This window comes from Streptomyces sp. BPTC-684 (genome assembly GCF_030028635.1).
Taxonomy (GTDB): Bacteria; Actinomycetota; Actinomycetes; order Streptomycetales; family Streptomycetaceae; genus Streptomyces; species Streptomyces noboritoensis.
The window spans coordinates 5,374,345-5,400,765 of record NZ_CP124863.1 but is presented as its reverse complement, the minus strand read 5'-3'; the positions used below and the strand labels follow the sequence as shown (position 1 = coordinate 5,400,765).

24 protein-coding genes and 1 pseudogene are annotated in these 26,421 nt (G+C 73.6%); 7 read left to right on the top strand and 18 right to left on the bottom strand.

The window, feature by feature from the left end:
* Positions 1-35: 35 nt before the first annotated feature.
* The 7 genes from pheT to infC all read right to left on the bottom strand — a co-directional run bounded on the left by pheT (position 36) and on the right by infC (position 7,557).
* The gene (pheT, locus tag QIY60_RS23970) at positions 36-2,564 is read right to left on the bottom strand and encodes a phenylalanine--tRNA ligase subunit beta (RefSeq protein ID WP_283144264.1); all 2,529 of its coding nucleotides are present in this window, start codon (positions 2,562-2,564) and stop codon (positions 36-38) included.
* On the bottom strand, positions 2,564-3,685 hold the full coding sequence (gene pheS, locus QIY60_RS23965; RefSeq protein ID WP_283144263.1) for a phenylalanine--tRNA ligase subunit alpha: 1,122 nt from the start codon (positions 3,683-3,685) through the stop codon (positions 2,564-2,566). The genes pheT and pheS overlap by 1 nt, the downstream gene beginning before the upstream one ends.
* Before the next feature lie 149 nt (positions 3,686-3,834).
* Positions 3,835-4,959, bottom strand: coding sequence for an ATP-binding protein (locus QIY60_RS23960; protein WP_283144262.1), 1,125 nt, complete (start codon positions 4,957-4,959; stop codon positions 3,835-3,837).
* 82 nt (positions 4,960-5,041) lie between these two features.
* Entirely contained in the window at positions 5,042-5,878 is an 837-nt protein-coding gene (locus QIY60_RS23955; protein ID WP_283144261.1) for an RNA methyltransferase, read from the bottom strand.
* 220 nt (positions 5,879-6,098) lie between these two features.
* Positions 6,099-6,485, bottom strand: a complete 387-nt coding sequence (rplT, locus tag QIY60_RS23950) for a 50S ribosomal protein L20 (protein ID WP_283144260.1) — start codon at positions 6,483-6,485, stop codon at positions 6,099-6,101.
* Positions 6,486-6,590: 105 nt separating this feature from the next.
* Entirely contained in the window at positions 6,591-6,785 is a 195-nt protein-coding gene (rpmI, locus tag QIY60_RS23945) for a 50S ribosomal protein L35 (RefSeq protein WP_030754426.1), read from the bottom strand.
* Positions 6,786-6,885: 100 nt separating this feature from the next.
* On the bottom strand, positions 6,886-7,557 hold the full coding sequence (gene infC / locus QIY60_RS23940; RefSeq protein ID WP_283146052.1) for a translation initiation factor IF-3: 672 nt from the start codon (positions 7,555-7,557) through the stop codon (positions 6,886-6,888).
* Between the two features lie 341 nt (positions 7,558-7,898).
* Here infC and QIY60_RS23935 point away from each other — a divergent pair, with 341 nt between their 5' ends.
* The gene (locus QIY60_RS23935; RefSeq protein WP_101387473.1) at positions 7,899-8,264 is read left to right on the top strand and encodes a DUF1844 domain-containing protein; all 366 of its coding nucleotides are present in this window, start codon (positions 7,899-7,901) and stop codon (positions 8,262-8,264) included.
* 81 nt (positions 8,265-8,345) lie between these two features.
* Here QIY60_RS23935 and QIY60_RS23930 read toward each other — a convergent pair whose 3' ends face one another.
* Positions 8,346-9,083 (bottom strand): SseB family protein, encoded by a 738-nt coding sequence (locus QIY60_RS23930; protein WP_190089619.1) that lies wholly within the window; start codon positions 9,081-9,083, stop codon positions 8,346-8,348.
* A gap of 95 nt (positions 9,084-9,178) precedes the next feature.
* On the opposite strand from QIY60_RS23930, the pseudogene QIY60_RS23925 reads away from it, so the two are divergent.
* Positions 9,179-9,370: pseudogene (locus QIY60_RS23925) on the top strand (hypothetical protein); the annotation flags it as partial.
* Positions 9,371-9,854: 484 nt separating this feature from the next.
* Here QIY60_RS23925 and mycP read toward each other — a convergent pair.
* Entirely contained in the window at positions 9,855-11,039 is a 1,185-nt protein-coding gene (gene mycP / locus QIY60_RS23920) for a type VII secretion-associated serine protease mycosin (RefSeq protein ID WP_283144259.1), read from the bottom strand.
* Positions 11,036-12,322, bottom strand: a complete 1,287-nt coding sequence (locus QIY60_RS23915) for a hypothetical protein (RefSeq protein ID WP_283144258.1) — start codon at positions 12,320-12,322, stop codon at positions 11,036-11,038. The genes mycP and QIY60_RS23915 overlap by 4 nt, the downstream gene beginning before the upstream one ends.
* 254 nt (positions 12,323-12,576) lie before the next feature.
* Between QIY60_RS23915 and QIY60_RS23910 the strand changes: the two genes are divergently transcribed.
* Positions 12,577-13,779, top strand: a complete 1,203-nt coding sequence (locus QIY60_RS23910) for an amino acid deaminase/aldolase (RefSeq protein ID WP_283144257.1) — start codon at positions 12,577-12,579, stop codon at positions 13,777-13,779.
* A gap of 15 nt (positions 13,780-13,794) precedes the next feature.
* On the opposite strand, the gene QIY60_RS23905 is transcribed toward QIY60_RS23910, so the two are convergent.
* The 5 genes from QIY60_RS23905 to QIY60_RS23885 form a co-directional block, all read right to left on the bottom strand.
* Positions 13,795-14,736 carry a DUF2510 domain-containing protein gene (locus tag QIY60_RS23905; protein WP_283144256.1) on the bottom strand — a complete coding sequence of 314 codons (942 nt, stop codon included), beginning with the start codon at positions 14,734-14,736 and terminating at the stop codon, positions 13,795-13,797.
* Positions 14,737-14,764: 28 nt separating this feature from the next.
* The gene (locus QIY60_RS23900; protein ID WP_283144255.1) at positions 14,765-16,039 is read right to left on the bottom strand and encodes a haloacid dehalogenase-like hydrolase; all 1,275 of its coding nucleotides are present in this window, start codon (positions 16,037-16,039) and stop codon (positions 14,765-14,767) included.
* Positions 16,040-16,141: 102 nt separating this feature from the next.
* On the bottom strand, positions 16,142-16,927 hold the full coding sequence (locus tag QIY60_RS23895) for a 3-oxoacyl-ACP reductase (protein ID WP_283144254.1): 786 nt from the start codon (positions 16,925-16,927) through the stop codon (positions 16,142-16,144).
* A 6-nt stretch (positions 16,928-16,933) separates the two neighbouring features.
* Positions 16,934-18,313 carry an aldehyde dehydrogenase family protein gene (locus QIY60_RS23890; RefSeq protein ID WP_283144253.1) on the bottom strand — a complete coding sequence of 460 codons (1,380 nt, stop codon included), beginning with the start codon at positions 18,311-18,313 and terminating at the stop codon, positions 16,934-16,936.
* A gap of 8 nt (positions 18,314-18,321) precedes the next feature.
* A complete protein-coding gene (locus QIY60_RS23885) occupies positions 18,322-19,686 on the bottom strand; it encodes a glutamine synthetase family protein (protein WP_283144252.1) in 1,365 nt (454 codons plus the stop codon).
* Between the two features lie 78 nt (positions 19,687-19,764).
* Between QIY60_RS23885 and QIY60_RS23880 the strand changes: the two genes are divergently transcribed.
* The 3 genes from QIY60_RS23880 (at position 19,765) to QIY60_RS23870 (ending at position 22,878) form a co-directional block, all read left to right on the top strand.
* Positions 19,765-20,490 (top strand): FCD domain-containing protein, encoded by a 726-nt coding sequence (locus QIY60_RS23880; RefSeq protein ID WP_283144251.1) that lies wholly within the window; start codon positions 19,765-19,767, stop codon positions 20,488-20,490.
* Between the two features lie 197 nt (positions 20,491-20,687).
* Positions 20,688-22,142: an ethanolamine permease gene (eat, locus tag QIY60_RS23875; RefSeq protein ID WP_283144250.1), complete on the top strand. Its 1,455-nt coding sequence runs from the start codon at positions 20,688-20,690 to the stop codon at positions 22,140-22,142.
* 31 nt (positions 22,143-22,173) lie between these two features.
* The gene (locus QIY60_RS23870; RefSeq protein WP_283144249.1) at positions 22,174-22,878 is read left to right on the top strand and encodes a gamma-glutamyl-gamma-aminobutyrate hydrolase family protein; all 705 of its coding nucleotides are present in this window, start codon (positions 22,174-22,176) and stop codon (positions 22,876-22,878) included.
* Positions 22,879-22,956: 78 nt separating this feature from the next.
* Here the strand turns inward: QIY60_RS23870 and QIY60_RS23865 are convergent, their stop codons facing one another.
* Positions 22,957-23,898: a LysR family transcriptional regulator gene (locus QIY60_RS23865; protein ID WP_283144248.1), complete on the bottom strand. Its 942-nt coding sequence runs from the start codon at positions 23,896-23,898 to the stop codon at positions 22,957-22,959.
* 70 nt (positions 23,899-23,968) lie between these two features.
* Here QIY60_RS23865 and QIY60_RS23860 point away from each other — a divergent pair, with 70 nt between their 5' ends.
* A complete protein-coding gene (locus QIY60_RS23860) occupies positions 23,969-25,066 on the top strand; it encodes a TDT family transporter (protein ID WP_283144247.1) in 1,098 nt (365 codons plus the stop codon).
* Here QIY60_RS23860 and QIY60_RS23855 read toward each other — a convergent pair.
* Together QIY60_RS23855 and QIY60_RS23850 are read right to left on the bottom strand one after the other, a co-directional pair.
* The gene (locus QIY60_RS23855; RefSeq protein WP_283144246.1) at positions 25,035-25,775 is read right to left on the bottom strand and encodes a helical backbone metal receptor; all 741 of its coding nucleotides are present in this window, start codon (positions 25,773-25,775) and stop codon (positions 25,035-25,037) included. The two genes, QIY60_RS23860 and QIY60_RS23855, sit on opposite strands and share 32 nt — an antisense overlap.
* Positions 25,775-26,326, bottom strand: coding sequence for a helix-turn-helix transcriptional regulator (locus QIY60_RS23850; protein WP_283144245.1), 552 nt, complete (start codon positions 26,324-26,326; stop codon positions 25,775-25,777). Before QIY60_RS23850 ends, QIY60_RS23855 begins: the two co-directional genes overlap by 1 nt.
* Positions 26,327-26,421 lie beyond the last annotated feature (95 nt).

Genomic DNA, 26,421 nt, shown 5'->3' with positions numbered 1-26,421 from the left:
GTCCGGATGCGCCCTTCAGAGGTCCTGCCTGCGGGTCACGCCCCGCGGAGCACCGCGCCCGTGCGCTCGGCGGCCAGGGCCACCGCGGCGTCGCGGGCGGCCGAGGCCTCCTCGACGGTCAGCGTGCGGTCGGCGGCGCGGAAGCGCAGCGCGTACGCCAGCGACTTCTTGCCCTCGCCGATCTGCTCGCCGGTGTAGACGTCGAACAGCCGGATGGACTCCAGGAGTTCACCGGCGCCGCCGCGCAGGAAGTACTCGACGACGGCGGACGGGACCTCCGTGTCGACGACCAGCGCCACGTCCTGGGTGGCCACCGGGAAGGTGGAGATCCGCGGCGCCCGGAGGGCGCCCTCTCCGGCCTTCGCCAGCAGGTCCAGGTCGAGCTCCATGGCGCAGGTGCGCTCGGGCAGGCTCAGCGCCTTGACCACGCGCGGGTGCAGCTCGCCCGCGTGGCCGATCACCACGATCTCGCTGTCGACGACGACAGCGAGCTCGGCGCACCGGCCCGGGTGCCACGGCCCGTACTGGCCCTGCTGGACGATGAGTTCGGCGCCGGCCTCGGCGGCCAGGGTCCGGGCGGCCTCGACCGCGTCGGCCCAGTCCGCCGGGCGGCCCTTGCCCCACCAGCCGGCCTGCTCGCGCGCACCGGCGAGGACGACGGCCGCGTGCCGGGGCTGCGCGGGCAGCACGGCGTCGAGCGCGGCGATCTCCTCGTCGGTGGGGCGGCGGTCGACGGGCAGCTGGACGGCGACGCCCTGCTGCTCGCCCGGCTTGAACACCAGACCGGTCTCGAAGAGCGCCAGGTCGTGGCTGCCGCGGCCGTCGTTGCGGCGCAACGCGGTGAGCAGCCCCGGCAGCAGCGTGGTGCGCAGCGCCGGCTCCTCGTCGTTGAGCGGGTTGACCAGCTTCACGACGCGGCGGGCCGGGTCACCGGCCTCCAGGCCCAGCTGGTCGAAGACCTGCTCGGAGACGAACGGGTAGTTCAGCGCCTCGACGTAACCGGCGCCCGCGAGCGCGCGGCCCGCGCGGCGGTGCAGCCGCTGCCGCTCGGTGAGCCCGCGCCCGGCCGGGGGCTTGGGCAGCGTCGAGGGCAGGTTCTCGTACCCCTCAAGGCGAATGACCTCTTCGGCGAGGTCGTTCGGCTCGGTGAGGTCGGGGCGCCACGAGGGCACGGTGACGACGAGCTCGTCCTGCCCGTAGACGTCGCAGCCGATCTCCTGGAGGCGGCGCACGACGGTCTCGCGGCCGTAGTCGACGCCCGCCACCCGGTCCGGGTGGTCGGCGGCGACGGAGATGGTGCGCGGCGCGGAGGGCGCGATGACCTCGGTGACGCCGGCCTCGGCGGTGCCGCCCGCGAGCAGCACCAGCAGGTCGACGGTCCGCTGGGCGGCCGCGGAGGCGGCCTGCGGGTCGACGCCGCGCTCGAAGCGCTTGGACGCCTCGGAGGACAGCTTGTGGCGGCGCGCGGTGCGGGCGATGGCGACCGGGTCGAAGTGCGCGGCCTCGATGACCACCTCGGTGGTGCCCCTGACCTGTCCGGTCTCCGGGTCGGTGACCGAGTCGGCGATCTCCGTGTTGGCGCCGCCCATCACACCGGCCAGGCCGATCGGGCCCCGGTTGTCGGTGATGACCAGGTCGGCGGCGTCCAGCTTGCGCTTGGCGCCGTCGAGGGTGGTGAGCACCTCGCCGGGCTCGGCGCGGCGGACCCCGATGGGGCCGTCGACCAGCGTGCGGTCGTAGGCGTGCAGCGGCTGGCCGAGCTCGATCATCACGTAGTTGGTGACGTCGACGGCGAGCGAGATCGGCCGCATGCCGGCCTTCTGGAGGCGGCGCTGGAGCCAGATCGGGGAGCGGGCCTCGGGGTCGAGGCCGCCCACGGTGCGCGCGGTGAAGCGGTCGCAGCCGATCGGGTCGGCGCTCTTCACCGGGTAGCCGTACGAGTTGGGCGCGGGCACGTCGAGCAGCGCCGGGTCGCGCAGCGGCAGGCCGTACGCGATGGCGGTCTCGCGGGCCACGCCGCGCATCGACAGGCAGTCGCCGCGGTTGGCGGTGACGGCGATGTCCAGCACCTCGTCGACGAGCTCAAGGAGCTCGATGGCGTCGGTGCCGGCCTCGTGCTCGGGCGGCAGGACGATGATGCCGCCGCTGCCGTCGTCGCCCATGCCCAGCTCGTCGCCGGAGCAGATCATGCCGTGCGAGGTCTTGCCGTACGTCTGGCGCGCGGCGATGGCGAAGTCGCCGGGCAGCACGGCGCCGGGGAGCACCACGACGACCTTGTCGCCGACCTGGAAGTTGCGCGCGCCGCAGACGATCTCCTGCGGCTCACCGGTGCCGTTGGCCGCGCCGACGTCGACCGTGCAGAAGCGGATGGGCTTCTTGAAGCCCTCCAGCTCCTCGATGGTCAGCACCTGGCCGACGACCAGGGGGCCCTTGAGGCCGGCGCCGAGCTGCTCGACGGTCTCGACCTCAAGGCCGGCGGAAACGAGCTTGGCCTGGACGTCACGGCCGGTCTCCGTCGCCGGCAGGTCGACGTACTCCCGCAGCCAAGAAAGCGGGACCCGCATCAGATCTCCATCCCGAACGGCCGGGTGAACCGGACGTCACCCTCGACCATGTCTCGCATGTCTTCGACGTTGTGGCGGAACATCAGCAGGCGTTCGATGCCGAAGCCGAAGGCGAATCCGCTGTACTTCTCGGGGTCGACGCCGCAGGCGACGAGCACCTTGGGGTTGACCATGCCGCAGCCGCCGAGCTCGATCCAGCCCTCGCTGGAGCAGGTGCGGCAGGGGCGGTCGGGGTTGCCGACGGACTCGCCGCGGCACACGTAGCACACCATGTCCATCTCGGCGGACGGCTCGGTGAACGGGAAGAAGTTCGGCCGCAGCCGGGTCTTCATGTCCTGGCCGAAGAGCGACTGGACCATGTGGTCCAGGGTGCCCTTGAGGTCCGCCATGGTCAGGCCCTCGTCCACGGCGAGCAGCTCGACCTGGTTGAAGACCGGGGTGTGCGTGGCGTCCAGCTCGTCCGTGCGGTAGACCCGGCCGGGGCAGATCACGTAGACCGGCGGCTCGCGGTCGAGCAGCGAGCGGATCTGCACCGGGGAGGTGTGCGTGCGCAGCACCGTGCCGGAGTTGGCAGAGCCGTCGGCGGCCTGGACGAAGAAGGTGTCCGCCTCGCCGCGGGCCGGGTGGTCCGGGCCGATGTTGAGCGCGTCGAAGTTGAACCACTCGGCCTCGACCTGCGGGCCCTCGGCGACCTCGTAGCCCATGGCCACGAAGATGTCCTCGATGCGCTCGGAGAGCGTGGTCAGCGGGTGGCGGGCGCCGGCCGGTACGCGGTCGTACGGCAGCGAGACGTCCACCGCCTCCTCGACCAGGACGCGCGCGTCGCGCTCGGCCTCCAGCTCGGCCTGGCGGGCGGCCAGCGCCTTGTTCACGGCGCCGCGGGCCATGCCCACGAGCTTGCCCGCCGCGGCCTTGGCCTGCGGCGGCAGCGCGCCGATCTCACGGTTGGCGAGCGACAGGGGCGAGGTGCCACCGGCGTGCGCGGTCTTCGCGTGAGCGAGCGCGTCGAGGTCACCGGCCGCGGCGAAGGCGGCGAGCGCCTCGTCCCGCATGCGCTCGATCTCTTCCGGTTTCAGCGCCTCGACCTCAACAGGGTCGTACGACTTATTGGGTGCCGACATCTCTTCCCGTACTTCCGATTGGCTTGGCTGGGGGTCCCCGCCTCCGCGACAGCGATGGGGCCGCGTGACAGCACGGACACGAACGCGCCAAAGGTCGAGTCTAACGGGGTGGAGGAATGCGGATGCGCCCGTGGGCGGCCCGGCGGTCGCTACTGGAGGTAGGCCGGGGCGCCGACGGGCAGGATAAATCGGAACTCGGCGCCGCCGCCGGAGCCGCGGCCCACCGCGATCGTCCCGCCGTGCGCCTCCACGATGCCCTTGACGATGTAGAGGCCGAGGCCCGTCCCGCCGCGCTTGCTCCCCCGCCAGAAGCGGGTGAAGACACGGCCCATCGACTCCTCGGGGATGCCGGGGCCTTCGTCGCTCACGGTGACGGCCGTTCCCTTCTCGTCGTGCTCGTCGATGCGGACGGGCGCGGGTGCCACCTCGATGGTGACGGTTCCCTCGCCGTGGCGCACCGCGTTTTCCAGCAGGTTGCCCAGGACCTGGTCGATCTTGTCCGGATCCGCCCACAGATCCGGCAGCGGGCGCTGGATGCGGACGAGGAAGCGGTCGGGGGCCTGTCCGGAGGCGACATGGGCCTGGATGTGCCGGCCGACGGCGGCCGCTATGTCCACGGGCTGGCGGCGCACCTCCAGGCGGCCGGAGTCGATCCGCGAGATGTCGAGCAGCTCGGCGATCAGCCGGGTGACCCGGTTGGCGTCGGCGTCGACGGTCTCCAGCATCAGCCGCTTCTGGTCGTCCGTGAACCGCTCCCACTTGGCGAGCAGCGTGGCGGTGAACCCCTTGACCGAGGTCAGCGGCGAGCGCAGCTCGTGGGCGACGGTGGCGATCAGCTCGGCGTGGCTGCGCTCGGTGCGCCGCCGGGCCTCGGTGGAACGCAGGCTCACCACGACCCGGCGCACCGGGCCCGTGGGGTGCTCGCGCACGTACCGCGCGGAGACCAGCACCTCGCGCCCGCCGGGCAGCAGCAGATTGCGCTCGGGCTGGCCGACGCGGATGGCGAGACCGCCGTACGGGTCGGTCAGCTGCCACCAGCGGCGGCCCTTGAGGTCCTCCAGCGGCAGGGCGCGCTCCAGCTCCACGCCGAGCGCGTCGCGCGGGGAGACCGCGGTGATCCGGGCGGCGGCCGCGTTGAAGCAGATGACCCGGCCCTTCTCGTCGGCGACGACGAGACCGTCGGGCAGGTCCTCGGGGTCTATCCCCAGGGCGCCTGGGCCACCGGAAGGGCGCACCAGGGCATTCTCACCGATGGTCCTCACGCCGACAGCCATCCCCGTATCCCACCTCTCCGAAGCGCACAGTGGGCCCCCGAGCCCGTCACACTACTAGCTGGAGGTGACGGTGCGGACCCCCTCAGCGAGGAGTACGGGTGCGCTGGGCCCGCGCCGAGGCGTACAGGCACACCGCGGCGGCGGTCGCCAGGTTGAGGCTCTCGGCCTTGCCGTGGATCGGAACGCGCACCACGGCGTCCGCGAGCGCCCGGGTCTCCTCCGGCAGGCCCCAGGCCTCGTTGCCGAAGATCCAGGCGGTGGGGCCGCCCATGGTGCCCGCGTCGAGCTCGTCGTCGAGGTCGTCCTCACCGGCGCCGTCGGCGGCGAGGATGCGCACACCGGCGTCCCGCAGCCCCTGCACGGCCTGCTCCACCGGCACGCCGACGGCGACCGGCAGATGGAAGAGCGAACCGACCGAGGCGCGCACCGACTTGGGGTTGTACAGGTCGACGGAGGCGTCGGTCAGGACGACCGCGTCGGCTCCGGCGGCGTCCGCGCAGCGCAGTACGGTGCCGGCGTTGCCGGGGTCGCGGACGTGCGCGAGCACGGCGACGAGCTTGGGCCGCGCCTTGAGGATCTCCTCGAACGGCGAGTCCAGGAACCGGCAGACCCCGACGAGCCCCTGCGGGGTCACGGTCTGCGAGACCTCGGCGAGCACCTCGTCGTCCGCGTAGTGCACCCGGGCCCCGGCGTCGCGGGCGGCGGCCACGATGTCCGCGTACCGCTCCGCGGCCTCGGCGGTGGTGAACAGCTCGACGAGCGTCGCCTCCCCGCCGACCCGGTGCTCCACGGCCTCCCGCACGGCCTGCGGCCCCTCGGCGATGAACCGCCGCTCCTTCCCCCGGAAGTTACGCCGCGCGAGCCGCCTGGCGGCGGCGACGCGGGGGGAGCGCGGGGAGATCAGCTCGGGCGTGGACATGTGCGGTCTCTCTACGAGGGGGCGGGGCCAGGGGGCCGTGTGTGGGCTGATGGCGCAGTTCCCCGCGCCCCTGACCACCTAGGGGCGCGGGGAACTGCGCGAGCAACCCAGCAACGGTCCGCAGCCAAAAGCGGGGCCCGGGGGCCAAGGCCACCGGAACGCACGGACCCGCAGGCCATCGGCCTGCGGGTCCGGTCCGGCTCAACAAGCCGTCAGGCGCTTACGCGACAGCCTTCGGCGCGTTGACGTCGCTCGGCAGAGCCTTCTGCGCGACCTCGACGAGCGCGGCGAACGCGTTGGCGTCGTTGACCGCGAGCTCGGCCAGGATCTTGCGGTCCACCTCGATGTTGGCGGCCTTCAGACCCTGGATGAGGCGGTTGTACGTCATGCCGTTCTGGCGGGCAGCGGCGTTGATGCGCTGGATCCACAGCTGACGGAAGTCGCCCTTGCGCTTCTTGCGGTCGTTGTAGTTGTAGACCAGCGAGTGGGTGACCTGCTCCTTGGCCTTGCGGTACAGGCGCGAACGCTGACCGCGGTAGCCGGAGGCCGCCTCGAGGATCGCCCGGCGCTTCTTGTGGGCGTTGACTGCCCGCTTGACGCGTGCCACTTGTTAACTCCTTGTAGCGGGGCCGTGGTGCGTATTCACACGGCCCGAATTCGAATAGGTCCCGGTCTCGACGTCCCGCCTCCGGTCACCGGAGGCGGAGGGACGTCACTTGCCGAGAAGCTTCTTGATCTTCTTGGCGTCGCCCGGGGCCATCTCGGCGTTGCCGGTGAGGCGACGCGTCAGCTTGGACGACTTGTGCTCGAGCAGGTGGCGCTTGCCGGCACGCTCACGGAGCACCTTGCCGGAGCCGGTGATCTTGAAGCGCTTGCTGGCACCGCTGTGCGACTTGTTCTTCGGCATAGCGCCGTTATCTCCTCGTCAGTGGCGCTCCCAGCCGGTCCGGGGACCGGCGCACGGGAGCGTCATATGTATCGGTTGTCCTGGGCTGGCTGCCCGGGAATCAGGCCTCGGCAGGTTCCTCGGCCGACGCCTCGACGACGGGCTCCTCGACGGAGCCGTCCTCGGCGACGGGCTGACCCTGGCGCTCCGCCTTGCGGGCGGCCTGCGCCTCGCGGGCTTCGGCCATTGCCTCGGTCTTCTTCTTGTGCGGACCGAGGACCATGATCATGTTCCGGCCGTCCTGCTTCGGGTTCGACTCGACGAAACCGAGGTCCTGGACGTCCTCCGCGAGACGCTGCAGCAGTCGGTAGCCGAGCTCCGGCCGGGACTGCTCGCGACCACGGAACATGATCGTGATCTTGACCTTGTCGCCCTGCTTGAGGAACCGGACGACGTGACCCTTCTTGGTGTCATAGTCGTGCGGGTCGATCTTCGGCCGGAGCTTCATCTCCTTGATGACCGTGTGCGCCTGGTTCTTGCGCGCCTCACGGGCCTTCATGGCCGACTCGTACTTGAACTTCCCGTAGTCCATGAGCTTGCACACGGGCGGACGGGCGTTCGCCGCGACCTCGACCAGGTCCAGGTCGTACTCCTGTGCGAGCTCCAGGGCCTTGGCAAGCGGAACAATCCCGACCTGCTCGCCGCTGGGACCGACAAGTCGCACTTCGGGAACGCGAATCCGGTCGTTGATGCGGGGCTCGGCGCTGATGGATCCTCCTCGGTAGCACCACACGCCTGTCCGGCAGACAGCCGCGTATGTCTTCACTCGGACCAACCGTCGCGGCACATGAAAAATGCCCCGGACGGGACACAGGCGGGGCTCCATGAACAACCGGAGCACCGCCGCGGTCAACCGCGGGGCGCACATCGGACGGCTCCATCGTCCGTACGGAACGATGGCGGCCGTCTGACCGGATGACCCGCCGCCCCGGAGGGCAGTCAGGTGGGAGATCGGAGCCTCCACTTGTGGGCCGGGCACATGGGAGTGCCTGGCCGGTCGTTACACAAGGTTAGCAGCACACCGGCACGGGGGCCAATCGTGTGCACACCGCCGCAGCGCCTATCGTGTGGGGCATGAGTGAGACCTCCCCCCAGTCCTCCGGGACCACCGACTTCGACACCATGACCCGCGACATCGCGGAGGTCCCGGCCGTCGAGGTGATCGTCACGGTCGCCGTGAACCTGATGAGCGCCGCCGCGGTGAAGCTCGGACTGACGGAGGAGGGCGACGAGCACAAGGACCTGGACGAGGCCCGCAAGCTCGTGCACGCGCTGGCCGGCCTGCTCGACGCCAGCACCACCGAGATCAGCTCGTTCCACGCCGCCCCGCTGCGCGACGGCCTGAAGTCGCTCCAGCTCGCCTTCCGCGAGGCGTCGATCGTCCCCGACGAGCCGGGCCAGGGCCCGGGCGAGAAGTACACGGGCCCGGTGTACGGCTAGTCGCCGGTCCTCCATCCGTACGAAGTGAAGCGCCTCCGGACGAACCGGGGGCGCTTCTTCATGTCTCTCGCCCGCCCGGGCTCAGCGCGTGAACAGGGGCTCGTTGGGCTGCGGGGCCGCGGCCGGGAGCAGGGCCAGGTCGAGGCCCTGGACGAGCCGGGCGCGCAGCACCTCGTCGGCGGCGAGCAGCTCGACGACCCGGCGGGCGGCGTCGGCCGGCACCGCGCCCTCGGCCAGGACCAGGGCGAGCGTGCCGTCGGCGCTGCCGGGGCCGAGATGGGCGCGCAGGACGGCCGGCTCGGCGGCGACCGCCGTGCGCACGGCCTCGATGACCGCCGGGTCGTCGAGCGGGTCCGCGCTGGTGCGCCCCTCGGCCAGGGCGAGCAGCGCGCCGCCCTTCAGCTCGTACGCGACGGGCCCCGCCAGATCGAGGACGACCGTGTCGGCGCGCTCGTGCGCGGCGGCCTGGAGCGCCTGGTGCAGCGGTACGGCGACGGGCCGGGCCTCCGGGTCCCACAGCGCGAGCGAGGCGAGCGAGGTGAAGGCGGGCAGCGCCTTGCGGTCACCCGCGGTCAGCGTGGGCACGGCCATGTCGCTGGTCTTCTCGCGGCGAAGTCCGTTCTCGTCGGTCTCCACCTCGCCGAGCACGGCGACGACGGGGACGAGCAGGCGGGCGCCCTTGAGCGCGGCCAGGACGCGCGACTGGGCCGCGCCGCTCCCCCGGTCCTCGGCCCAGGCGGCGAGCGCCGCCGTGAGTTCGGGGTCGGCGGTGCCGTCGTCGTCGGAGAAACCGGGGTCCGGGATGTTCTTGAGCGCCACGGCACGAGCCTAACCGGGGCCCGCCCCGGCCCCCGCACCAGGGGAATCACCGGCCGGGGTACAGAGCTGACGACGAGGTGAGCGCGGAGGTGGGCGTGGATCTGGACGCGGTGGTGTCGGCGGCGGTGGCCGAGCGGGCCGGGGGTTCGCTGTCGGTGGGGGTGTACGACCTGGCGGGCGGCGGGGAGGCGGTGTACGGGGGCGAGGGGCGTACGTACGACACGGCGAGCGTCGTCAAGGTGGACATCCTCGCGGCCCTGCTGCTGCGGGCCCAGGACGCGGGCCGCGGGGCGTGGGGTGGCGGTGCTGGTGACGTGGGTGGAGTGATTTTTCCCCACCCCGCCCCTTCCCGGCTGTGACATTTGCGGCTCCGCCGCGTGGCCTCCGGCGGGCGGCCGGATCTCTGTTTGTCTGCGGACCGTGGGTGGCTGGTCGCGCAGTTCCCCGCGCCCCTAGGTGGTCAGGGGCGCGGGGAACTGCGCGAGCAACCCAGCACGGCCTGCAGACGAACGGGCTTACCCACCCACCCCGTGTCTCACCGGCGGGGTGCAGGGGCCGCAGGCCCCGCCCGGGAGACCACCCCAGCCCACCCCCACCCCTGGAGGGTTAAGGAAACAGGCAGGCTGCATCGGCCGCGTCACGACCGCCGACGGCCACGGCTACCTGGTGGCGGTCCTGTCGGACGGCCACGGGTCGCTGGAGGCGGGGGTGTCGGCGGTGGAAGCGGTGGCCCGGGCGGCGGTGGGGGCGGCGCGATGAGCCCGTACGGGCTCAGGCCCGTTCGACCGTGCGGCCGCCGCGCCACAGCGTCAGGGACGCGGTGAGCAGCAGGGCGCCCGCGGCCGCCGCGAGGGCGGCGAGCCAGTCGCCGCGGTGGTCGCTCTCCTTCTCCTTGTCGGGGCCCGCGCCGAAGTACGTACGGGCCTGGCCGGTCGCCGTGTTCGTCCGTACCTCGGGCTTGAGGCGGGCGCCCTCGGCGAGGGCGGCGGCCGGGTCGACGGTGCCGTAGCCGCGGGCGTCGTCGCGGCCGCCCCGGGGCGCGTTGCGGGCGGTGTCCGCGAGCAGGGTCTTGATCTGGGCCGGGGAGAGGCCGGGGTGGGCCGCGCGGACCAGGGCGACGGCGCCGGAGACGAAGGCGGAGGCCGCGCTGGTGCCCCAGCCCTCGTAGTACTTGCGGTCCGGGTCCGCTATCACCACGTCCACGCCGGGCGCGGAGACGGTGGCGTACCAGCGGCGGGTGGAGAAGGCGGCGTGCGTGCCGTACTTGTCGACGGCGGCGACGGCGATGACGCCCGGGTAGGCGGCGGGGTACGAGACGTGGTCGCCCTGTTCGCCGCCGTTGCCCGCGGAGGCGACGACGACGGCGCCCCGGGAGAGGGCGTACTGGATGGCGGCGTCCTCGGACGGCTCGGGGTGCGCGGAGGCGCTGTCGTCGCCGAGGGAGAGGTTGATGACGTCGGCGCCGTGGTCGGCGGCCCAGCGGATGCCCTCGGCGAGCGCGCCGCCGCGTGACTCGCGGGCCTTCTTGCGCGCCGGGTCGGAGGATTCGAGGATCACCCGGACCGGCAGGATCTTGGCCTCGGGGGCGATCCCGAGGACGCCGTCCTGGCTGCCGGGACCGTGTCCGTGGCCCGCGATGATCCCGGCCATGGCGGTGCCGTGCCGGGCCCAGTCGCGGCTGCCGCGGCCGGCCCCGAAGCCGACGAGGTCCTTGCCGGTGAGGACCTGTCCGGCGAGGTCGGGGTGGGTGGCGTCGACACCGGTGTCGAGCACGGCGACGGTGATGCCCTTGCCCTTGGTCGTCCGCCACGCCTGCTGGGTGTGCATGGCGGCGAGCTCCCACTGGCGGTCCCGGATGGCGTCCGCGTGCGCGGGGGCGGCGGGCAGGAGGAGCGCGAGCGAGGCCGCGGCGGCGAGGGCGGCGGCGCGGCGGGGGGTGGCCCGTGGCGTGGTCATGAGGGCTTCTTCGTTCCGGTGGCGGCGGTCTTGCGCAGGACCCGTTCCACCCGGTCCGCGATGCCCTTGGCGTCGTAGGTGAGCCCCGCTTCGACGGGTGCGTCCGTCGCGCCCTCGTCGAGGGCGCGGTCGGCGGGCTGGGGGGCGGTGACGGTACGGGCGTCGGCGAAGCCGGTGACGGAGTAGACGACGACGGGGGCGTCGTTGAGGACGCGTACGGTCCAGCTCGCCCGCTGCTTGTCGCCGAACCGGGCGGCGGGGGTGCCCTCGACGGCGTACGGGCGCGGCATCAGGTCGTCGCGGTCGCCGAGGGACTCGTCGCCGAACCGGGTGCGCAGCGCGGCCATCGCGTCGGCGTCGGCCTCGGTGAAGACGAGCCCGACGGTGGTGACGGCGGTGGAGGTGGCGTCGGTGTACGTGGCCCGCAACAGCCGTGCGCAGCCGACGGGTTGGAGCGCCTTGAGCAGCAGCGGGTCGAGGGCCCCGGCGCACCCGGCGTCGGGCGCGACCCCGACGCGGGTCCAGACGCGGTCGGCGCCGCCCGGCCCGGCGCCGCTCCCGTTGATGGTCGGCGGGAAGAGGGTGTCCACGGGGGTGTTGTGCCACATCTCCCGGGCGGCGGTGTAGCCGCCCCGGGCGTCCGCTCCCCCGGACCCCCCGCTCAGCCAGCTCCCGGCGGCGGCGCCCCCGAGCAGCCCGACCCCCAGCACCAGACAGACGGCGGCCGCGACGACCCGGCCCCGGCGACGGGCCGGGGGCGCGGCGACGGGTATGGGCGGCACGGGGTGCGGAACGGTCCCGGGGAACGGCGGCGCGGCGGTCCGGGGTGCGGGCACGGTGGGCTGCGGCGGCGCGGCGGACGGGGTCGCGGTGGGCTGCGGCGCCGTGACGGGCGCGGCCAGCGGCACGGCGGACGGGGGTGGCGTCGGCGGGGCCGGGGGCCGGGTCGGGGTGGGGTGCGGCGGGAAGGGCGGGCGCGCGGGCTGCGGGGACGTACGCGTCGGCGCGGCCGTGCGCCCGGCGTCGGCCGCCGGAGCCGTCGGGGGCTTCGCGGGTATGGGGGGCCGGGGCGGCAGGGCGGCGTCCAGGAGGCCGATGGCCGAACGGGGCGGCGCGTCGGCGCGGCGGGGCGCGGAGGCGGACGGTGGCCGGCCGGGTGCTTCGTCTGCGGGTCGGCGGGGGCTGGGTGCGCTGTTCCCCGCGCCCCTTGGGAGGACGGGGTTCACGGGGACGGAGGGCTCGCCCAAGGCGGGGAACGGCGGGGCGGACGTGGGTCCGGCCACGGCGTCGCGGTCCGGCTCCCCCTCCGCGGGGCGGCGCGCCGCGGCCGGGGGGCGTTGTGCGTCCGTGGTCAATGGCCCCCCTCGTACCCCTCGTGCGTGCGCTGCGGATCGGCTTGGCCGGCAGGGCCGTTCGTCGCCGCGTGGGCGCTACTTTACGGGCTGGGGCGAGGGAGCAGGGCGGTGGTCCGTGGTCGCGGCATCTGCACCGACTCGTCCCCCTACCACCGGGTAGGCCGTTCTGGCAGGCTCTGCGCATGACTCCCCGCGCCGCAGACCGGGCCCGGTACGACCGGGCCACCGCCCATCTCGACGCCCCGCTCGCGCTCGTGGACCTGGAGGCGTTCGACGCCAACGCCGACGACCTGGTCCGGCGCGCCCAGGGCAAGCCGATCCGGGTCGCCAGCAAGTCCGTGCGCTGCCGGGCGCTGCTCGAACGGGTGCTGGCCAGGGACGGGTTCGCCGGGATCATGTCGTTCACGCTGGCGGAGTCGATCTGGCTGGCCCGGGCCGGGTTCGAGGACGTCCTCCTCGCGTATCCGTCCGCCGACCGGGACCGCTTCGCGGAGCTCGCCGCCGACCCCAAGCTGGCGGCCGCCGTCACCGTCATGGTGGACGACCCGGCCCAGCTCGACCTCATCGACCGGGCCCGGGACCGCGACGACCTGCCCGTACGGATCTGTCTGGAACTGGACACCTCGCTCCAACTGCTCGGCGGGCGCGTGCGGATCGGCGCCCGCCGCTCCCCGCTGCGCGAGCCCGCGCAGCTCGCCGAGCTCGCCCGCACCGTCGCCCGCCGCCCGGGCTTCCGCCTGGTCGGGCTGATGGCGTACGAGGGGCACGTCGCCGGGGTCGGGGACGACATCGCGGGGCGGCCGGTGCGGTCGCGGGCGATCCGGCTGATGCAGGCCGCCGCGCGCAAGGAGCTCGCGGCCCGCCGGGCCGAGGTGGTGCGGGCGGTCCGGGCCGTCGCGCCCGACCTGGAGTTCGTCAACGGCGGCGGGACGGGGAGCGTGCAGCACACCGCGGCCGAGGACGCCGTCACGGAGATCGCCGCCGGTTCGGGGCTGTACGTGCCGCGGCTCTTCGACAACTACACGTCGTTCACCGGGCGTCCCGCCGCGCTCTTCGCCCTGCCCGTGGTGCGCCGCCCGGGCGTGGGCGTCGTCACCGTGCTCGGCGGCGGCTACCCCGCCTCCGGGGCGGCGGGCGTGGACCGGCTGCCCGTCCCGTACCTCCCCGAGGGGCTGCGCTACGACCCGCAGGAGGGCGCCGGGGAGGTGCAGACGCCGCTGCTCGGCACGGCCGCCGACGATCTGCTGATCGGGGACAAGGTGTGGTTCCGGCACGCCAAGGCCGGTGAACTGTGCGAGCGGTTCGACGAGTTGCAGCTGGTGGAGGGCGACCGCGTCACCGCCACCGTGCCCACGTACCGGGGCGAGGGGCGCACGTTCCTCTGAGGGCGCGGGCCTCGTTCACGGCGCCGGTGGCGCCACGCTGCTGCCGACCCCGCCGTTCTCCTGGCCCCCGAGGACCCGGATCCCGGCCGTGATCCGGTCGAGGACGGTGAGCGGCGGGGCGCCCTTCCCGGCGTCGAAGGCGAAGCGGATGATGATCATCGACTCGCTGCCGACGCTCGACGGGAAGGCCAGCGACTGTACGTAACCACCGGGCCCCGCCCCCGTCTTGACGCTCCAGCGCACCAGGTAGCCGGTGCGCTCGGCGACGACCACGGAACCGGACTTCACCTCGCGGTGCGAGGCGATCCCGCCGTACCGCTGGCGGCCGACGGCGTCCTTCTCGAAGGCGGCGTCGGCCGCGTCCGCGATGTCGTGCTTGGCGAGCGCCTCGGCGGTCTTGAGGTCGGTGCGGGTCGGTGTACGGGTGTTGACCCAGGCGTGGCGGCAGAACGCGCCCGCGTCGCCCGGGCAGTCGAAGGTGTCCCTGGTCTGCATGGTGGGCAGGCCGTCGATCCTGGACTCGGCCTTCTCCCAGCCCGGCAGGACCGGCAGGGTGATGCCGTTGAGCTGGTCGACCAGGAGGTTCGGGTCGTCGCTGGGCGAGGCCGGCGGCGAAGGGGCCGTGCTCTGCGCCTGCGAGGCGGTCGTCCGGGACGCGTCGGCGGGCGGCGCCGCGTCGGCCTCCGGTCCCCCGTCGTCCCCGTTCAGAACGATCACCCCGGCCACCAGCGCCGTGACGAGCACCGCGGCGGCCACGGCCACGGCGGCCACCGCGCCCCGGCCGCGCGGCCCGGGCTGCGGCGCGACGGGCCCCAGCGGAACGGTCGGCGGCGCGGGCGGCACCGCCGGCTGACCGGCGGCCCTGGTGTGCCCGGTCCAGGCGGTGCCGTCCCACCAGCGCTCCAGCACGGGCGTGCCCGGATCCGGGTACCAGCCGGGCGGTGTCGTCATGCTCATCGGGCCACCCTAGGGTCTGTCCGGCGGTTCAGCCGCCGTACACCGTGTCCTTCTGGTCGGGCACGACCGTGCCGTCGGTCCGGCGGACCGGGGCGGCGGTGCCGTCGTGGTCGGTGTACGCGGTGGTGGCGCACGGGTAGGCGGCGCTCTTCTGCCCCTTGGGCTGGATGAACATGGGGTTGACGATCCAGCGGCCGTCGCCGTTGTCGTACGCCCGGCACATCAGCTCGTTCTTGTTGCGGTTCAGGACGAGCCGCAGGCCGGTCGCGTCGCGCAGGAAGGAGACGTCCGTGTCGGAGTCGCCGGCCGCGAAGACCTGGCGCCGCGCGGCGGGCGACACCCGCTCGGCGGCGGCCCCGCGCACCCCGAAGACCTCCTGGTTGATCCAGCACCGCTTGCCGTCGATGTACGTGATCATCGCGTCCTCGCCGTCCGCGACCGTGCCGCAGCCCTTGAGGTGCGGGGTGAGCCGCCCGTGCGCGGTGACCGGCCGGATGCCGATGGTGTGGTCCGGCGCGATGCCGACGCCGCCCGCCCACTCGTCGACCACGGGCTCGGGCGACGCCGAGGTGATCCAGACGTCGAACCCGGCCTTCTGGAGGGTACGGATCAGATCGCGCTGCTGGTCGTAGTAGCGCACCCAGCCCGTCACCTCCGCCGTGCCGACCCGCTGCTCGGCTCCGAGCGGCGCGGCCAGGTTCTCGCTCCGGGCGGCCCGGGCGAAGGAGCGGACGTCGGCGGTGCGCCAGCCGCTCATCAGCTGGGCGAGCCAGGCGTACTGCGGCTCGGTCGCGCGCCGGTCCCAGCCCGCGAAGGCGGTGGCGCCCCCGGTCGTCCTCCCGTCCCCGTAGACCGTGCGTATCTCGTCGGCGCAGCGCGTGTCGGTGGCGGTGGGCAGGGTGGTGCCACCGGACGGGCAGGCGGCGGCGAGCGCGGTGGCCGCCTGGTCGGTGAGGTAACGGCTGGTGGTGTGCCAGTCGCCGTGCAGCGGGCGGCGGATCTTGGAGTGGCGCAGCATCCAGTACATCGTGGCGTCGCCGACGTCGTTCTTGACGACGGTGTTGTCCCAGTCGAAGACCGCGACGGGCTTGCGGCCCTTGGCCCGGGCCGCGCCGTGGCCACACGTGCCGTAGGTGTCGACGAGCTCCTGGAGACGGGCCTTGTTCTGCCCGTACCAGCCCTGCGTCACGGTGAGTTCGGGGCACGCGCCGGTCCGCGCCTGGGCGGTGGGGGCGGCGGCGAAGGCGCTGCCCGCGATCGCCAGGGCGGCGGCCGCGGCCTGCCAACGACGTGCACTCTGCATGAACACTCCTGTCACAAACGGAAGATCACCGGGGACGGTAGACAGAACAGCCGGGCGTCGTGCGACGCCCGGCTGTCAAAGTGGTGGACCAGAGGTGAACGCCTAGAGCGGCGTCACGTACGCGCCGGAGATACCGCCGTCCACCAGGAAGTCGGTGGCGTTGACGAACGAGGAGTCGTCGCTGGCCAGGAACGCCACGGCGGCGGCGATCTCGTCGGCCTCGGCGAACCGGCCGAGCGGGATGTGCACCAGACGCCGCGCGGCCCGCTCCGGGTCCTTGGCGAACAGCTCCTGGAGCAGCGGGGTGTTGACCGGCCCCGGGCAGAGCGCGTTGACGCGGATGCCCTCGCGGGCGAACTGCACGCCCAGCTCGCGCGACATGGCGAGGACGCCGCCCTTGGACGCGGTGTAGGAGATCTGCGAGGTCGCAGCCCCCATCCGGGCCACGAAGGACGCGGTGTTGATGATCGAGCCCCGGCGCTGCTCGCGCATGTACGGGATGGCCGCCTTGCAGCACAGGTACACGGAGGTCAGATTGACCTCCTGGACCCGCTTCCAGGCCTCCAGGCCGGTCTCCAGGATGGAGTCGTCGTCGGGGGGCGAGATGCCCGCGTTGTTGAAGGCGATGTCGACGCTGCCGTAGGTGTCGTACGCGGCCTTGAAGAGCGCGTCGACCTGCTCGGCGTCGGTGACGTCGACGCGCACGGCGAGCCCGCCGACCTCGTCCGCGGCCTTCTCGGCGGCCGCCTCGTCGATGTCGCCGCAGACCACGTGGGCGCCCTCGGAGGCGAGTCGGCGCGCGGTCGCCAGACCGATGCCGCTGCCGGCTCCGGTGATGACGGCGGTACGGCCGACCAGGCGGCGGCAGACGTTGTTCGCTTCGGTCATGGGTGCTCAGGCCTCCGTGCTGATGAAGACGTTCTTGGTTTCGGTGAAGGCGGCCAGCGCGTCCGGGCCGAGTTCACGGCCGAGGCCGGACTGCTTGTAGCCGCCGAAGGGGGTCCAGTAGCGCACGCTGGAGTGCGAGTTGACGGAGAGGTTGCCCGCCGCGACGGCGCCGGACACGCGCAGCGCGCGCCCCACGTCACGGGTCCAGATCGAGCCGGACAGGCCGTACTCGGTCGCGTTGGCCAGCCGTACGGCGTCGGCCTCGTCGTCGAAGGGCAGGACGACCGCGACCGGCCCGAAGACCTCCTCGACCGCCACGGGGGCGTCGGGCGCGGCGCCGGTGACGACCGTCGGCGCGAACCAGAAGCCGGGGCCCTCGGGGGCGGTGCCCCGGATGCCCGGCAGGTCCCCGGGGACGTAGGCGCGCACCCGCTCCAGCTGGGGCCGCGAGATCAGCGGGCCCATCTGGGTCTTCTCGTCGGCCGGGTCGCCCACCACGACGGACTCGATGCCGGGGGCGAGGAGCTCCAGGAAGCGGTCGTAGACCGGGCGCTGGACGAGGATGCGGGTGCGGGCGCAGCAGTCCTGGCCGCTGTTGTCGAGGAAGGACATGGGGGCGGCGGCCGCGGCGGCCTCGACGTCGGCGTCCGCGAAGACGATGTTGGCGCTCTTGCCGCCGAGTTCGAGGGTGACCCGCTTCACCCGCTGGGCGCACTTGGCCATGATCTGCTTGCCGACGCGGGTGGAGCCGGTGAACACGATCTTGGCGACGCCGGGGTGCTCGACCAGTGCGTCGCCCGCGACGGCGCCCGCGCCCGGCAGCACCTGGAAGAGGTGCTCGGGCAGGCCCGCCGCCAGGGCGAGTTCGGCCAGCCGCAGGGCGGTGAGCGGGGTGGTCTCGGCGGGCTTGAGGATCACCGCGTTGCCGGCCGCGAGCGCGGGGGCGGTGCCCCAGGCGGCGATCGGCATCGGGAAGTTCCACGGCGCGATGACGCCGACGACGCCGAGCGGCTCCAGGATCGTGATGTCGAGGCCGCCCGCGACCGGGATCTGACGCCCGGTCAGGCGCTCCACTCCCCCGGCCGCGTAGTCGAGCAGATCGCGGACGTTGCCCGCCTCCCAGCGGGCGTTGCCGACGGTGTGCCCGGCCTCGCGCACCTCCAGCCGGGCCAGCTCTTCGAGGTGTTCGTCGACGGCGACGGCGAAGCGGCGCAGCAGCCGGGCGCGGTCGGCGGGGGCGAGCGCCGCCCACGTGGTCTGCGCCCGCGCGGCCCGGGCGACCGCCGCGTCCACGTCCGCGGCGGTGGCGGCTGGGACGGTCGCGATGACCTCCTCCGTCGCCGGGTTGAGCACCTGGTGCTCGGTCAGGTCGTACGCATCGGACAACGGGGGCCTCACAGGCGTTCGAAGGAGCGGCGGAGCTCCCAGTCGGTCACCGCGGCGTCGAAGGCGTCCAGCTCGACGCGCGCCATGTTGCGGTAGTGCGCGACCACCTCGTCCCCGAAGGCGGCCTTGGCGATGGGGCTGTTCTCCCACAGCTCGGCGGCCTCGCGCAGGGTGGTCGGGACGTGCTCGTAGTCGCCGGTGTAGGCGTTGCCGGTACAGGCGTCCGGCAGCTCAAGGCGCTGCTCGACGCCGTACAGGCCCGCGGCGACCAGTCCGGCGACCGCGAGGTGCGGGTTGACGTCGCCGCCGGGCAGCCGGTTCTCGAACCGCAGCGAGCGGCCGTGGCCGACGACCCGCAGCGCGCAGGTGCGGTTGTCGTAGCCCCAGGCGACGGCGGTGGGCGCGAAGGAGCCGGGCTGGAAGCGCTTGTAGGAGTTGATGTTCGGCGCGTACAGCAGCGAGAAGTCCCGCAGCGCGGCCAGCTGGCCCGCGAGGAAGTGGCGCATCAGGTCCGACATGCCCTCGGGCCCGTCGCCCTGCATGACGTTGCGGCCCTCCTCGTCGGTGAGCGAGAGGTGGATGTGGCAGGAGTTGCCCTCGCGCTCGTTGTACTTCGCCATGAAGGTGAGCGAGACGCCCTCCTGGGAGGCGATCTCCTTGGCGCCGGTCTTATATACGGCGTGCTGGTCGCAGGTGACCAGGGCCTCGTCGTAGCGGAAGACGATCTCGTGCTGGCCCGGGTTGCACTCGCCCTTGGCGGACTCGACGGTCAGGCCCGCGGCCGCCATCTCGTTGCGGATGCGGCGCAGCAGCGGCTCGATCCGGCCGGTGCCGAGCACCGAGTAGTCGATGTTGTACTGGTTGGCCGGGGTCAGGCCCCGGTAGTCGGCGTCCCAGGCCTGCTCGTAGCTGTCCCGGAAGACGATGAACTCCAGCTCGGTGCCGACCTGGGCGGTCAGGCCGAGCTCGGCGAGCCGGTCGAGCTGGCGGCGCAGGATCTGGCGCGGGGCGGCGACGACGGGCGAGCCGTCGTTCCAGGCGAGGTCCGCGACGAGCAGCGCGGTGCCCTCGTTCCAGGGGACGCGGCGCAGGGTCGCGAGGTCGGGGTGCATGGCGAAGTCGCCGTACCCCCGCTCCCAGGACGACATCGCGTAGCCCTCGACGGTGTTCATCTCGGTGTCCACGGCGAGCAGGTAGTTGCAGCCCTCGGTGCCGTGGGCCGCGACCTCGTCGAGGAAGAATCGTGCGGCGAACCGCTTGCCCTGGAGCCGCCCTTGCATATCGGGGAACGCCAGGACCACAGTGTCGATCTCGCCGCTCTCCACGAGGGCGCGCAGCGCCTCGATGTCGAGCGGGGGTGTGCGGTCTGCCACGGGAAAAGCCTCCTTCGGTCAGCCGAGAGCCCATAAGGTATTGCCGAGAACCATTGCTTGGGAAGGGGGTGCGGCCAGATGTCGCAACCGGATTCCTCGGACCGGCTCGCGCCGGTGCTGCGGACCGTACGGGCCGGCAACGGCTTCGAGGAGGCGCTGGAGCAGATCCTCCAGGTCGTACGCCTGGGTCTGGTGCCCGGCGGCGAACGGCTGCCGTCGGAGCGGGAGTTGGCCGAGCGGCTCGGCATCAGCCGGGTGACGCTGCGCGAGGTCCTGAAGGTGCTGACCGACCAGGGACTGGTGGAGGCGCGGCGCGGCCGCTACGGCGGAACGTTCGTGCTGCCCAGGGCCCAGTCGCCCGGCGAGGACGAGCTGCGGCGCCGGGTCGCCGGGGTCGACGTGGAGGACGCGCTGCGCTTCCGCGAGGTCCTGGAGGTGGGCGCGGCCGGGCTGTGCGCGGCGCACGGGCTCACCTCCGAGCAGGCCGAGCGGCTGCGGGACGCGCTGGCCCGCACGCATGACGCGCCGCTGGCCGACTACCGGCGCCTGGACACCCTGCTGCACCTGACCCTCGCCGAGCTCTCCGGCTCACCGACGCTGACCGCGCAGTACGCCGCCGTGCGCGCGACCGTGAACGACCTGCTCGACTGCATCCCGCTGCTCGTACGGAACTTGGAGCACTCCCAGCGCCAGCACACCGCGTTGGTCGAGGCGGTGCTCGACGGGGACGCGGATGGGGCGCGGGAGATGATGCGGGAGCACTGTGCCGGTACGGCCGCGCTGCTGCGGGGCTTTTTGACGTGACTTCTTCGGCTGCGGACCGTGCTTGGTTGCTCGCGCAGTTCCCCGCGCCCCTATAGGGCGCCCGGTACCGCACCGCGCCCGCGCAAGATCGCGCGCCCCGTTTACCCCGACGTAACGCAAGGGGCTTGATTCCGGCCGTCAACACCGCAAAGGTATGGCCCCAGTCCATTGGCCCATCCCCCGTCGGGAGCCGCGTCATGACCATGGAGTCCACGGAATCCGCCAAACCCCGCGCCGCCGAACCGGCGGACGACTACCTGGAGCGACGCACGCTCCGCCGCGGCAGCGCCGGCTGGCTGCTGCTGACCGGCCTCGGCGTGGCGTACGTCGTCTCCGGCGACTACTCCGGCTGGAACTTCGGCCTCGCCGAGGGCGGCTTCGGCGGCCTCGCGATCGCCATGGCCCTGATGGGCCTGATGTACGTCTGCATGGTCTTCTCGCTCGCCGAGCTCTCCTCCGTCCTGCCCACGGCGGGCGGCGGCTACGGCTTCGCCCGGCGCGCGCTCGGCCCCTGGGGCGGGTTCCTGACCGGCACGGCCATCCTCATCGAGTACGTGCTGGCCCCCGCCGCGATCTCCATCTTCATCGGCGACTACGTGGAGTCCCTGGGCCTGTTCGGCCTCACCTCGGGCTGGCCGGTCTACCTCGCCTGCTTCGTCGTCTTCATCGGCATCCACCTGTGGGGCGTCGGCGAGGCGCTGCGGTTCAGCTTCGTCGTCACGGGCGTGGCGGTGGCGGCCCTGCTGGTCTTCGCGGTCGGCGCGTTCCTCGACTTCGACGCCTCCGAGCTCGACGACATCACCGTCCACAAGGACGCGTTCGGCGCGAGCTCCTGGCTGCCGATGGGCGTGATGGGCATCTGGGCGGCGTTCCCGTTCGGCATGTGGTTCTTCCTCGGCGTGGAGGGCGTGCCGCTGGCCGCCGAGGAGACCCGCGACCCGGCCCGTACGCTCCCCAAGGCGATCCGCTGGTCCATGGGCATCCTGGTGGTGCTCGCCCTGCTCACCTTCTTCGCCTCGGCGGGCGCGCGCGGCTCGGCCGCGATCCAGGACGCGGGCAACCCGCTGGTGGAGGCGCTCCAGCCGGACGGCGAGGCCACGGCGCTGAGCCGGATCGTCAACTACGCGGGCCTCGCGGGCCTGGTGGCGTCGTTCTTCTCGCTGATCTACGCGGGCTCGCGCCAGCTCTTCGCCCTGTCCCGGGCCGGCTATCTGCCCCGCTTCCTGTCCCTGACCAGCCGCCGCAAGGCGCCCTACCTGGGCCTGCTCGTGCCCGGCGCGATCGCCTTCTCGCTGGCGGCCGCGACCGGCGACGGGGCGCGGATGCTGAACGCCGCGGTCTTCGGCGCCACCGTCTCGTACGCACTGATGTCGCTTTCCCACATCGTGCTGCGCCGCCGCGAGCCGGACCTGGAGCGGCCGTACCGTACGCCGGGAGGAGCGCTGACCTCCTCGGTCGCGCTGGTCCTCGCGTGCGCGGCGCTGGTGGCCACGTTCCTGGTGGACGTGGTGGCGGCGCTGATCGCGCTGGGGGTGTACGCGGTCGCCGTCGGGTACTTCGGCCTCTACAGCCGCAAACACCTGGTCGCGCGGGCCCCCGAGGAGGAGTTCGCGGCGCTCGCGGCGGCGGAGGCCGAGCTGGAGCGCGAGTGACGGTCCGACTGCCGAAGGAGAGGGAGAACACGTGGGACGGCCACTGATCGGTGTCAGTACGTATTGGGAGAGCTCGGTGCGCTGGGGGGTGTGGGACTGGCCCGCCGCCCTGCTGCCCGCGTACTACCCGCGCCTGGTCAGGGCCGCGGGCGGGCTCACCGCGATGCTGCCGCCGGACGACCCGGAGACGGCCGCGGAGGTGGTGGCCCGGCTCGACGGCGTGGTCGTCGCGGGCGGCCCGGATGTGGAGCCGGTACGGTACGGGGCCGCCCGCGACGCCAGGACCGGGCCGCCCGCGCCGGAGCGGGACGCCTGGGAAACCGCCCTGATCGAGGCCGCCTTGGCGTCCGGGACCCCGCTGCTCGGCATCTGCCGGGGGATGCAGCTCCTGAACGTGGCGCTCGGCGGCACGCTCGTCCAGCACCTGGACGGGCACACCGGCGGCCACGGCGTGGTCGGCCGCCACACCGTGCGCCCGGTGCCCGGCACGCGCTACGCGGGCATCGAGCCGTACGAGGCGTCCGTGCCGACCTACCACCACCAGGCGGTGGACCGCCTCGCGGAGGGCCTGGTGGTGTCGGCCCGCGCCGAGGACGGCACCGCGGAGGCGGTCGAACTGCCGGGCGGGGCCTGGGTGCTGGGCGTCCAGTGGCACCCGGAGATGGGCGAGGACACCAAGGTGATGCGGGCGCTGGTGGCGGCGGCGGGGGCCCGGACTGCGGCGCCGGTGTCCTGAGCCGCGCGGCCGTACCGGCGTCGACTCCCCCGCCGCTCCGGCCCGGCCGCCGTGCGGGCCGCCCGCTCCCCGGGCCCCTCAGCCCGTCCCCGGCCCCGACCGTGTCAGCGACAGCAGGTCGCGGGCCGGGCCCGTGGGGCGGTGGGCCGTGCGCCAGACCGCGCGCAGGTCGCGGCGCAGCCGCAGGCCCTCCAGGGGGACGCGGACCAGACGGCGGCCCGCCAGCTCCTCCCCCAGGGCGAGTTCGCTCAGGACCGAGGGGCCCGCGCCGCTCACCACCGCCGCCTTCACGGCCGTGGTGGAGGCGAGCTCCAGGAGCGGCCGGGCCACCCCGCCCTCGGCCGCGAGCGCCGCGTCCAGGACCTGCCGGGTGCCCGAGCCCTCCTCGCGCAGGATCAGCGGGGTCGCGGCCAGTTCGGCCGCGCCGATCGGGGCGCGGCGCCGGGCCCACGGGTGGGAGGGCGCGGTGACCACCACCAGGCGGTCGTGGCCGATCACGGCCCCGTCGAGCCCGGCCGGTACCGTCAGGCCCTCCACGAACCCGAGGTCCGCCTCGTCGGAGAGCAGCCGCTCGGCCACGAACGCCGAGTTCCCGGCGAGCAACGAGACGGCGGTGCCCGGGCGTTCGCCGCGCAGCGCGATCAGCCAGCCGGGCAGCAGGTACTCGGCGATGGTCATGCTCGCGGCGACCCGCAGCCGCGAGTCGCGCCGCCCGCGCAGCGCCTGCGCGCCCGCGTCGAACGCCTCGGCCGCCTCGACCACCCGCCGCGCCCAGTCCGTCACCAGCGCGCCCTCGGCGGTCAGCTTGGACCCGCGCGGCGAGCGGTCGACGAGGGCGACGCCGAGGTGCCGCTCCATCGAGCGGATGCGGCTGCTCGCGGCGGGCTGGGTGATCCCCATGTCGCGCGCGGCGCGCCCGAGGCTGCCGTGCCGGGCGACCGCGATCAGCAGCTCCATCGCGCTCAGATCGGGCACCCGCCTCGACAGCGGACCGGTGTCCTCCGCACTGCTCATACTCATAAACCCAGCTTATGTCCTCATAGGAAGATCCGGTCTGGCGACCCCCTCCTACCGGCGCGAAGGTGGATACATGGTCACCGTCACCCACCCCCGCGCCCACGCGCTCGCCGCGCGCTTCGAACCCCTGCGGCACCTCGGTCCCAACTGGTACGCCACGGTCATGGGCACCGCGATCGTCGCCAACGCGGGCGCCGGGCTGCCGTTCCGCGTGCCGGGACTGCAGGCGGTGTGGGCCCTGTCGCTGGCCATGCTCACCGTCCTCGTCGCCGCCCGCGCCGCCCACTGGCGCCACCACCGCGACCAGGCCCGCGCCCACCTCCTGGACCCCGGCGTGGCCCCCTTCTACGGCTGTATGTCGATGGCGTTCCTGGCCGTCGGCATCGGCACCCTCACCGTCGGCAAGGACGTGATCGGCGAGGGCGCGGCGGTCCCGCTGGCCTGGGTGCTGTACGGCATAGGCACCGCGACCGGCCTCGTGGTCGCCGTGGGCATCCCCTACCTGATGGTGGTCCGCCACCAGGTCGCCCCCGGCACCGCCTCCCCGGTCTGGCTGCTGCCCGTGGTGGCCCCCATGGTCTCCGCCACCCTCGGCGCGCTCCTGGTCCCCCACCTCCCCGCCGGCCAGCCCCGTGAGGCGATGCTGCTCGGCTCGTACGCGATGTTCGGCATGAGCCTGCTCGCCGTCATGGTGCTGCTGCCCCTGGTCTTCGCCCGGCTGGTCCACCAGGGCCCGCTGCCCCTGGCCCTGACCCCCGCCCTGTTCCTGGTGCTCGGGCCCCTCGGCCAGTCCACCACCGCCGTCAACAAGCTCGCCGACGTGGCCCCCGGCTCGATCGACACCGCCTACGCGGGCGGTCTGAGCGCCTTCGCCGTCATCTACGGCGTCCCCGTGATGGGCTTCGCCCTGATGTGGCTGGCCCTGGCCACCGCCATGGTGGTGCGCGCGGTCCGCTCCGGGATGCCCTTCGCGATGACCTGGTGGGCGTTCACCTTCCCCGTCGGCACCTGTGTCACCGGCGCCGAGGGCCTGGCCCACCACACCGGCCTGGACGCCTTCACCTGGCTCGCCTGCGGCCTGTACGCACTGCTCGCCGCCGCCTGGCTGGTGGCGGGCGCCCACACCGTACGCGGCCTGGTCAGCGGCAAGCTGCTCGCAGCGCCCCGCTGAGCGCGGCGGGGGCCGCCGCGAGCGACGGCCCGTACCAGGTGAGCATGCGGCCGTCGACCAGCGCGGCCGGGAGGTGCGGGAACGCCTCCGGGCCGTCGTCGGCGGTGAAGCGGTAGGGCTCGTCGGGGAGGACCACCAGGTCCGCCCCGGCGGCCCTCAGCTCGTCCAGGGGGACGCGCGGATAGCGCTCGGCGTGCCCCGCGTACACATTGCGGACCCCGAGCCGGGCCAGCAGGTCGCCCGCGAAGGTGTCGCGGCCGAGCACCATCCAGGGGCGGCGCCACACGGGCACCACGGCGGCGACCGGCTCGGGCGGCGGCACCACGTGCTCCCAGGCCTCGCGCGCCTCCTCCAGCCAGCGGGGCCGGGCAAGGCCGCAGGCGTCCACCAGGACCCGGGCCAGCTCCGCGAACGCCTGGTCCAGGTCGCGGACCTCGGTGACCAGGACCTCCAGACCCGCCGCGCGCAGGGCGGCCAGGTCGGGCTCCCGGTTCTCCTCCTCGTTGGCGATCACCAGATCGGGGCGCAGCGCCGCGATCGCGTCCGTGTCGGGGTTCTTGGTGCCGCCGATCCGGGCCGCCGCGAGGCCCGGCGGGTGGGTGCACCAGTCGGTGGCGCCGACGACGAGCCCGGGGGCCGTGGCCGCCACCGCCTCGGTGAGCGAGGGCACCAGCGAGACCACCCGGGGACCGGCCGCGGGCGACACCATCAGTGGCGGGTCTCCTCGATCGCCTCGATGTGGTCGGCGACCGCGACGAGCAGGATCCGGGTGCCGGGCACGGCCGCGCGCCAGCGGTGGCGCACCCCGCCGGACAGGCACAGCGTGTCGCCGCGTTCAAGGCGGTAGGCCCGGCCCTCCGCCTCGACCTCGGCGGCGCCGTCGGCCACGTACATCAACTCGTCGTTGCGGTGCTGGAATTCGCGCGCGGTGTCGTGCTCGCCGGTGAACTCCATGGCGTGCAGCTGGTGGTGGCCGCGCAGCAGCTGGCGCACCCCGCCGCCGTCGCTGTCGTCGGCGCGGACGACCTCGACCGTACGCGCGGTGTCGGCGGCGTCGTACAGCTCGGGGACGGTGGTGCCCAGGGCGTCGGCCACGCGCGCGAGGGAGCGGGCGCTGGGGCGGGCCCGTTCGTTCTCGATCTGGCTCAGGAAGGGCACCGAGAGGCCGCTGCGCTGCGCGACCGCGGCGAGCGTCAGCCCCAGCTCGCGGCGGAGCCGCCGCACCGCGACTCCCACCCGAAGAGTTTCCTTGTCGTCCATCTCTCCGGCTCCCTCCCCGTCACCTGGACCACTGCGGCCGCCGCACCTGCATGCACCCTACGCAGCTTCGGCGCCCGGGGGCACCATCACGTGGA

What these genes read in the sequence shown, in the direction of transcription:
- QIY60_RS23855 (WP_283144246.1), bottom strand. Translation starts at nt 25,775, where the DNA reads ATGGTGTCGCCCGCGGCCGGTCCCCGGGTGGTCTCGCTGGTGCCCTCG.
- QIY60_RS23900 (WP_283144255.1), bottom strand. Translation starts at nt 16,039, where the DNA reads ATGCAGAGTGCACGTCGTTGGCAGGCCGCGGCCGCCGCCCTGGCGATC.
- QIY60_RS23905 (WP_283144256.1), bottom strand. Translation starts at nt 14,736, where the DNA reads ATGAGCATGACGACACCGCCCGGCTGGTACCCGGATCCGGGCACGCCC.
- pheT (WP_283144264.1), bottom strand. Translation starts at nt 2,564, where the DNA reads ATGCGGGTCCCGCTTTCTTGGCTGCGGGAGTACGTCGACCTGCCGGCG.
- eat (WP_283144250.1), top strand. Translation starts at nt 20,688, where the DNA reads ATGACCATGGAGTCCACGGAATCCGCCAAACCCCGCGCCGCCGAACCG.
- QIY60_RS23910 (WP_283144257.1), top strand. Translation starts at nt 12,577, where the DNA reads ATGACTCCCCGCGCCGCAGACCGGGCCCGGTACGACCGGGCCACCGCC.
- QIY60_RS23865 (WP_283144248.1), bottom strand. Translation starts at nt 23,898, where the DNA reads ATGAGTATGAGCAGTGCGGAGGACACCGGTCCGCTGTCGAGGCGGGTG.
- QIY60_RS23895 (WP_283144254.1), bottom strand. Translation starts at nt 16,927, where the DNA reads ATGACCGAAGCGAACAACGTCTGCCGCCGCCTGGTCGGCCGTACCGCC.
- QIY60_RS23850 (WP_283144245.1), bottom strand. Translation starts at nt 26,326, where the DNA reads ATGGACGACAAGGAAACTCTTCGGGTGGGAGTCGCGGTGCGGCGGCTC.
- QIY60_RS23960 (WP_283144262.1), bottom strand. Translation starts at nt 4,959, where the DNA reads ATGGCTGTCGGCGTGAGGACCATCGGTGAGAATGCCCTGGTGCGCCCT.
- pheS (WP_283144263.1), bottom strand. Translation starts at nt 3,685, where the DNA reads ATGTCGGCACCCAATAAGTCGTACGACCCTGTTGAGGTCGAGGCGCTG.
- rpmI (WP_030754426.1), bottom strand. Translation starts at nt 6,785, where the DNA reads ATGCCGAAGAACAAGTCGCACAGCGGTGCCAGCAAGCGCTTCAAGATC.
- mycP (WP_283144259.1), bottom strand. Translation starts at nt 11,039, where the DNA reads ATGACCACGCCACGGGCCACCCCCCGCCGCGCCGCCGCCCTCGCCGCC.
- QIY60_RS23935 (WP_101387473.1), top strand. Translation starts at nt 7,899, where the DNA reads ATGAGTGAGACCTCCCCCCAGTCCTCCGGGACCACCGACTTCGACACC.
- QIY60_RS23860 (WP_283144247.1), top strand. Translation starts at nt 23,969, where the DNA reads ATGGTCACCGTCACCCACCCCCGCGCCCACGCGCTCGCCGCGCGCTTC.
- QIY60_RS23880 (WP_283144251.1), top strand. Translation starts at nt 19,765, where the DNA reads ATGTCGCAACCGGATTCCTCGGACCGGCTCGCGCCGGTGCTGCGGACC.
- QIY60_RS23955 (WP_283144261.1), bottom strand. Translation starts at nt 5,878, where the DNA reads ATGTCCACGCCCGAGCTGATCTCCCCGCGCTCCCCCCGCGTCGCCGCC.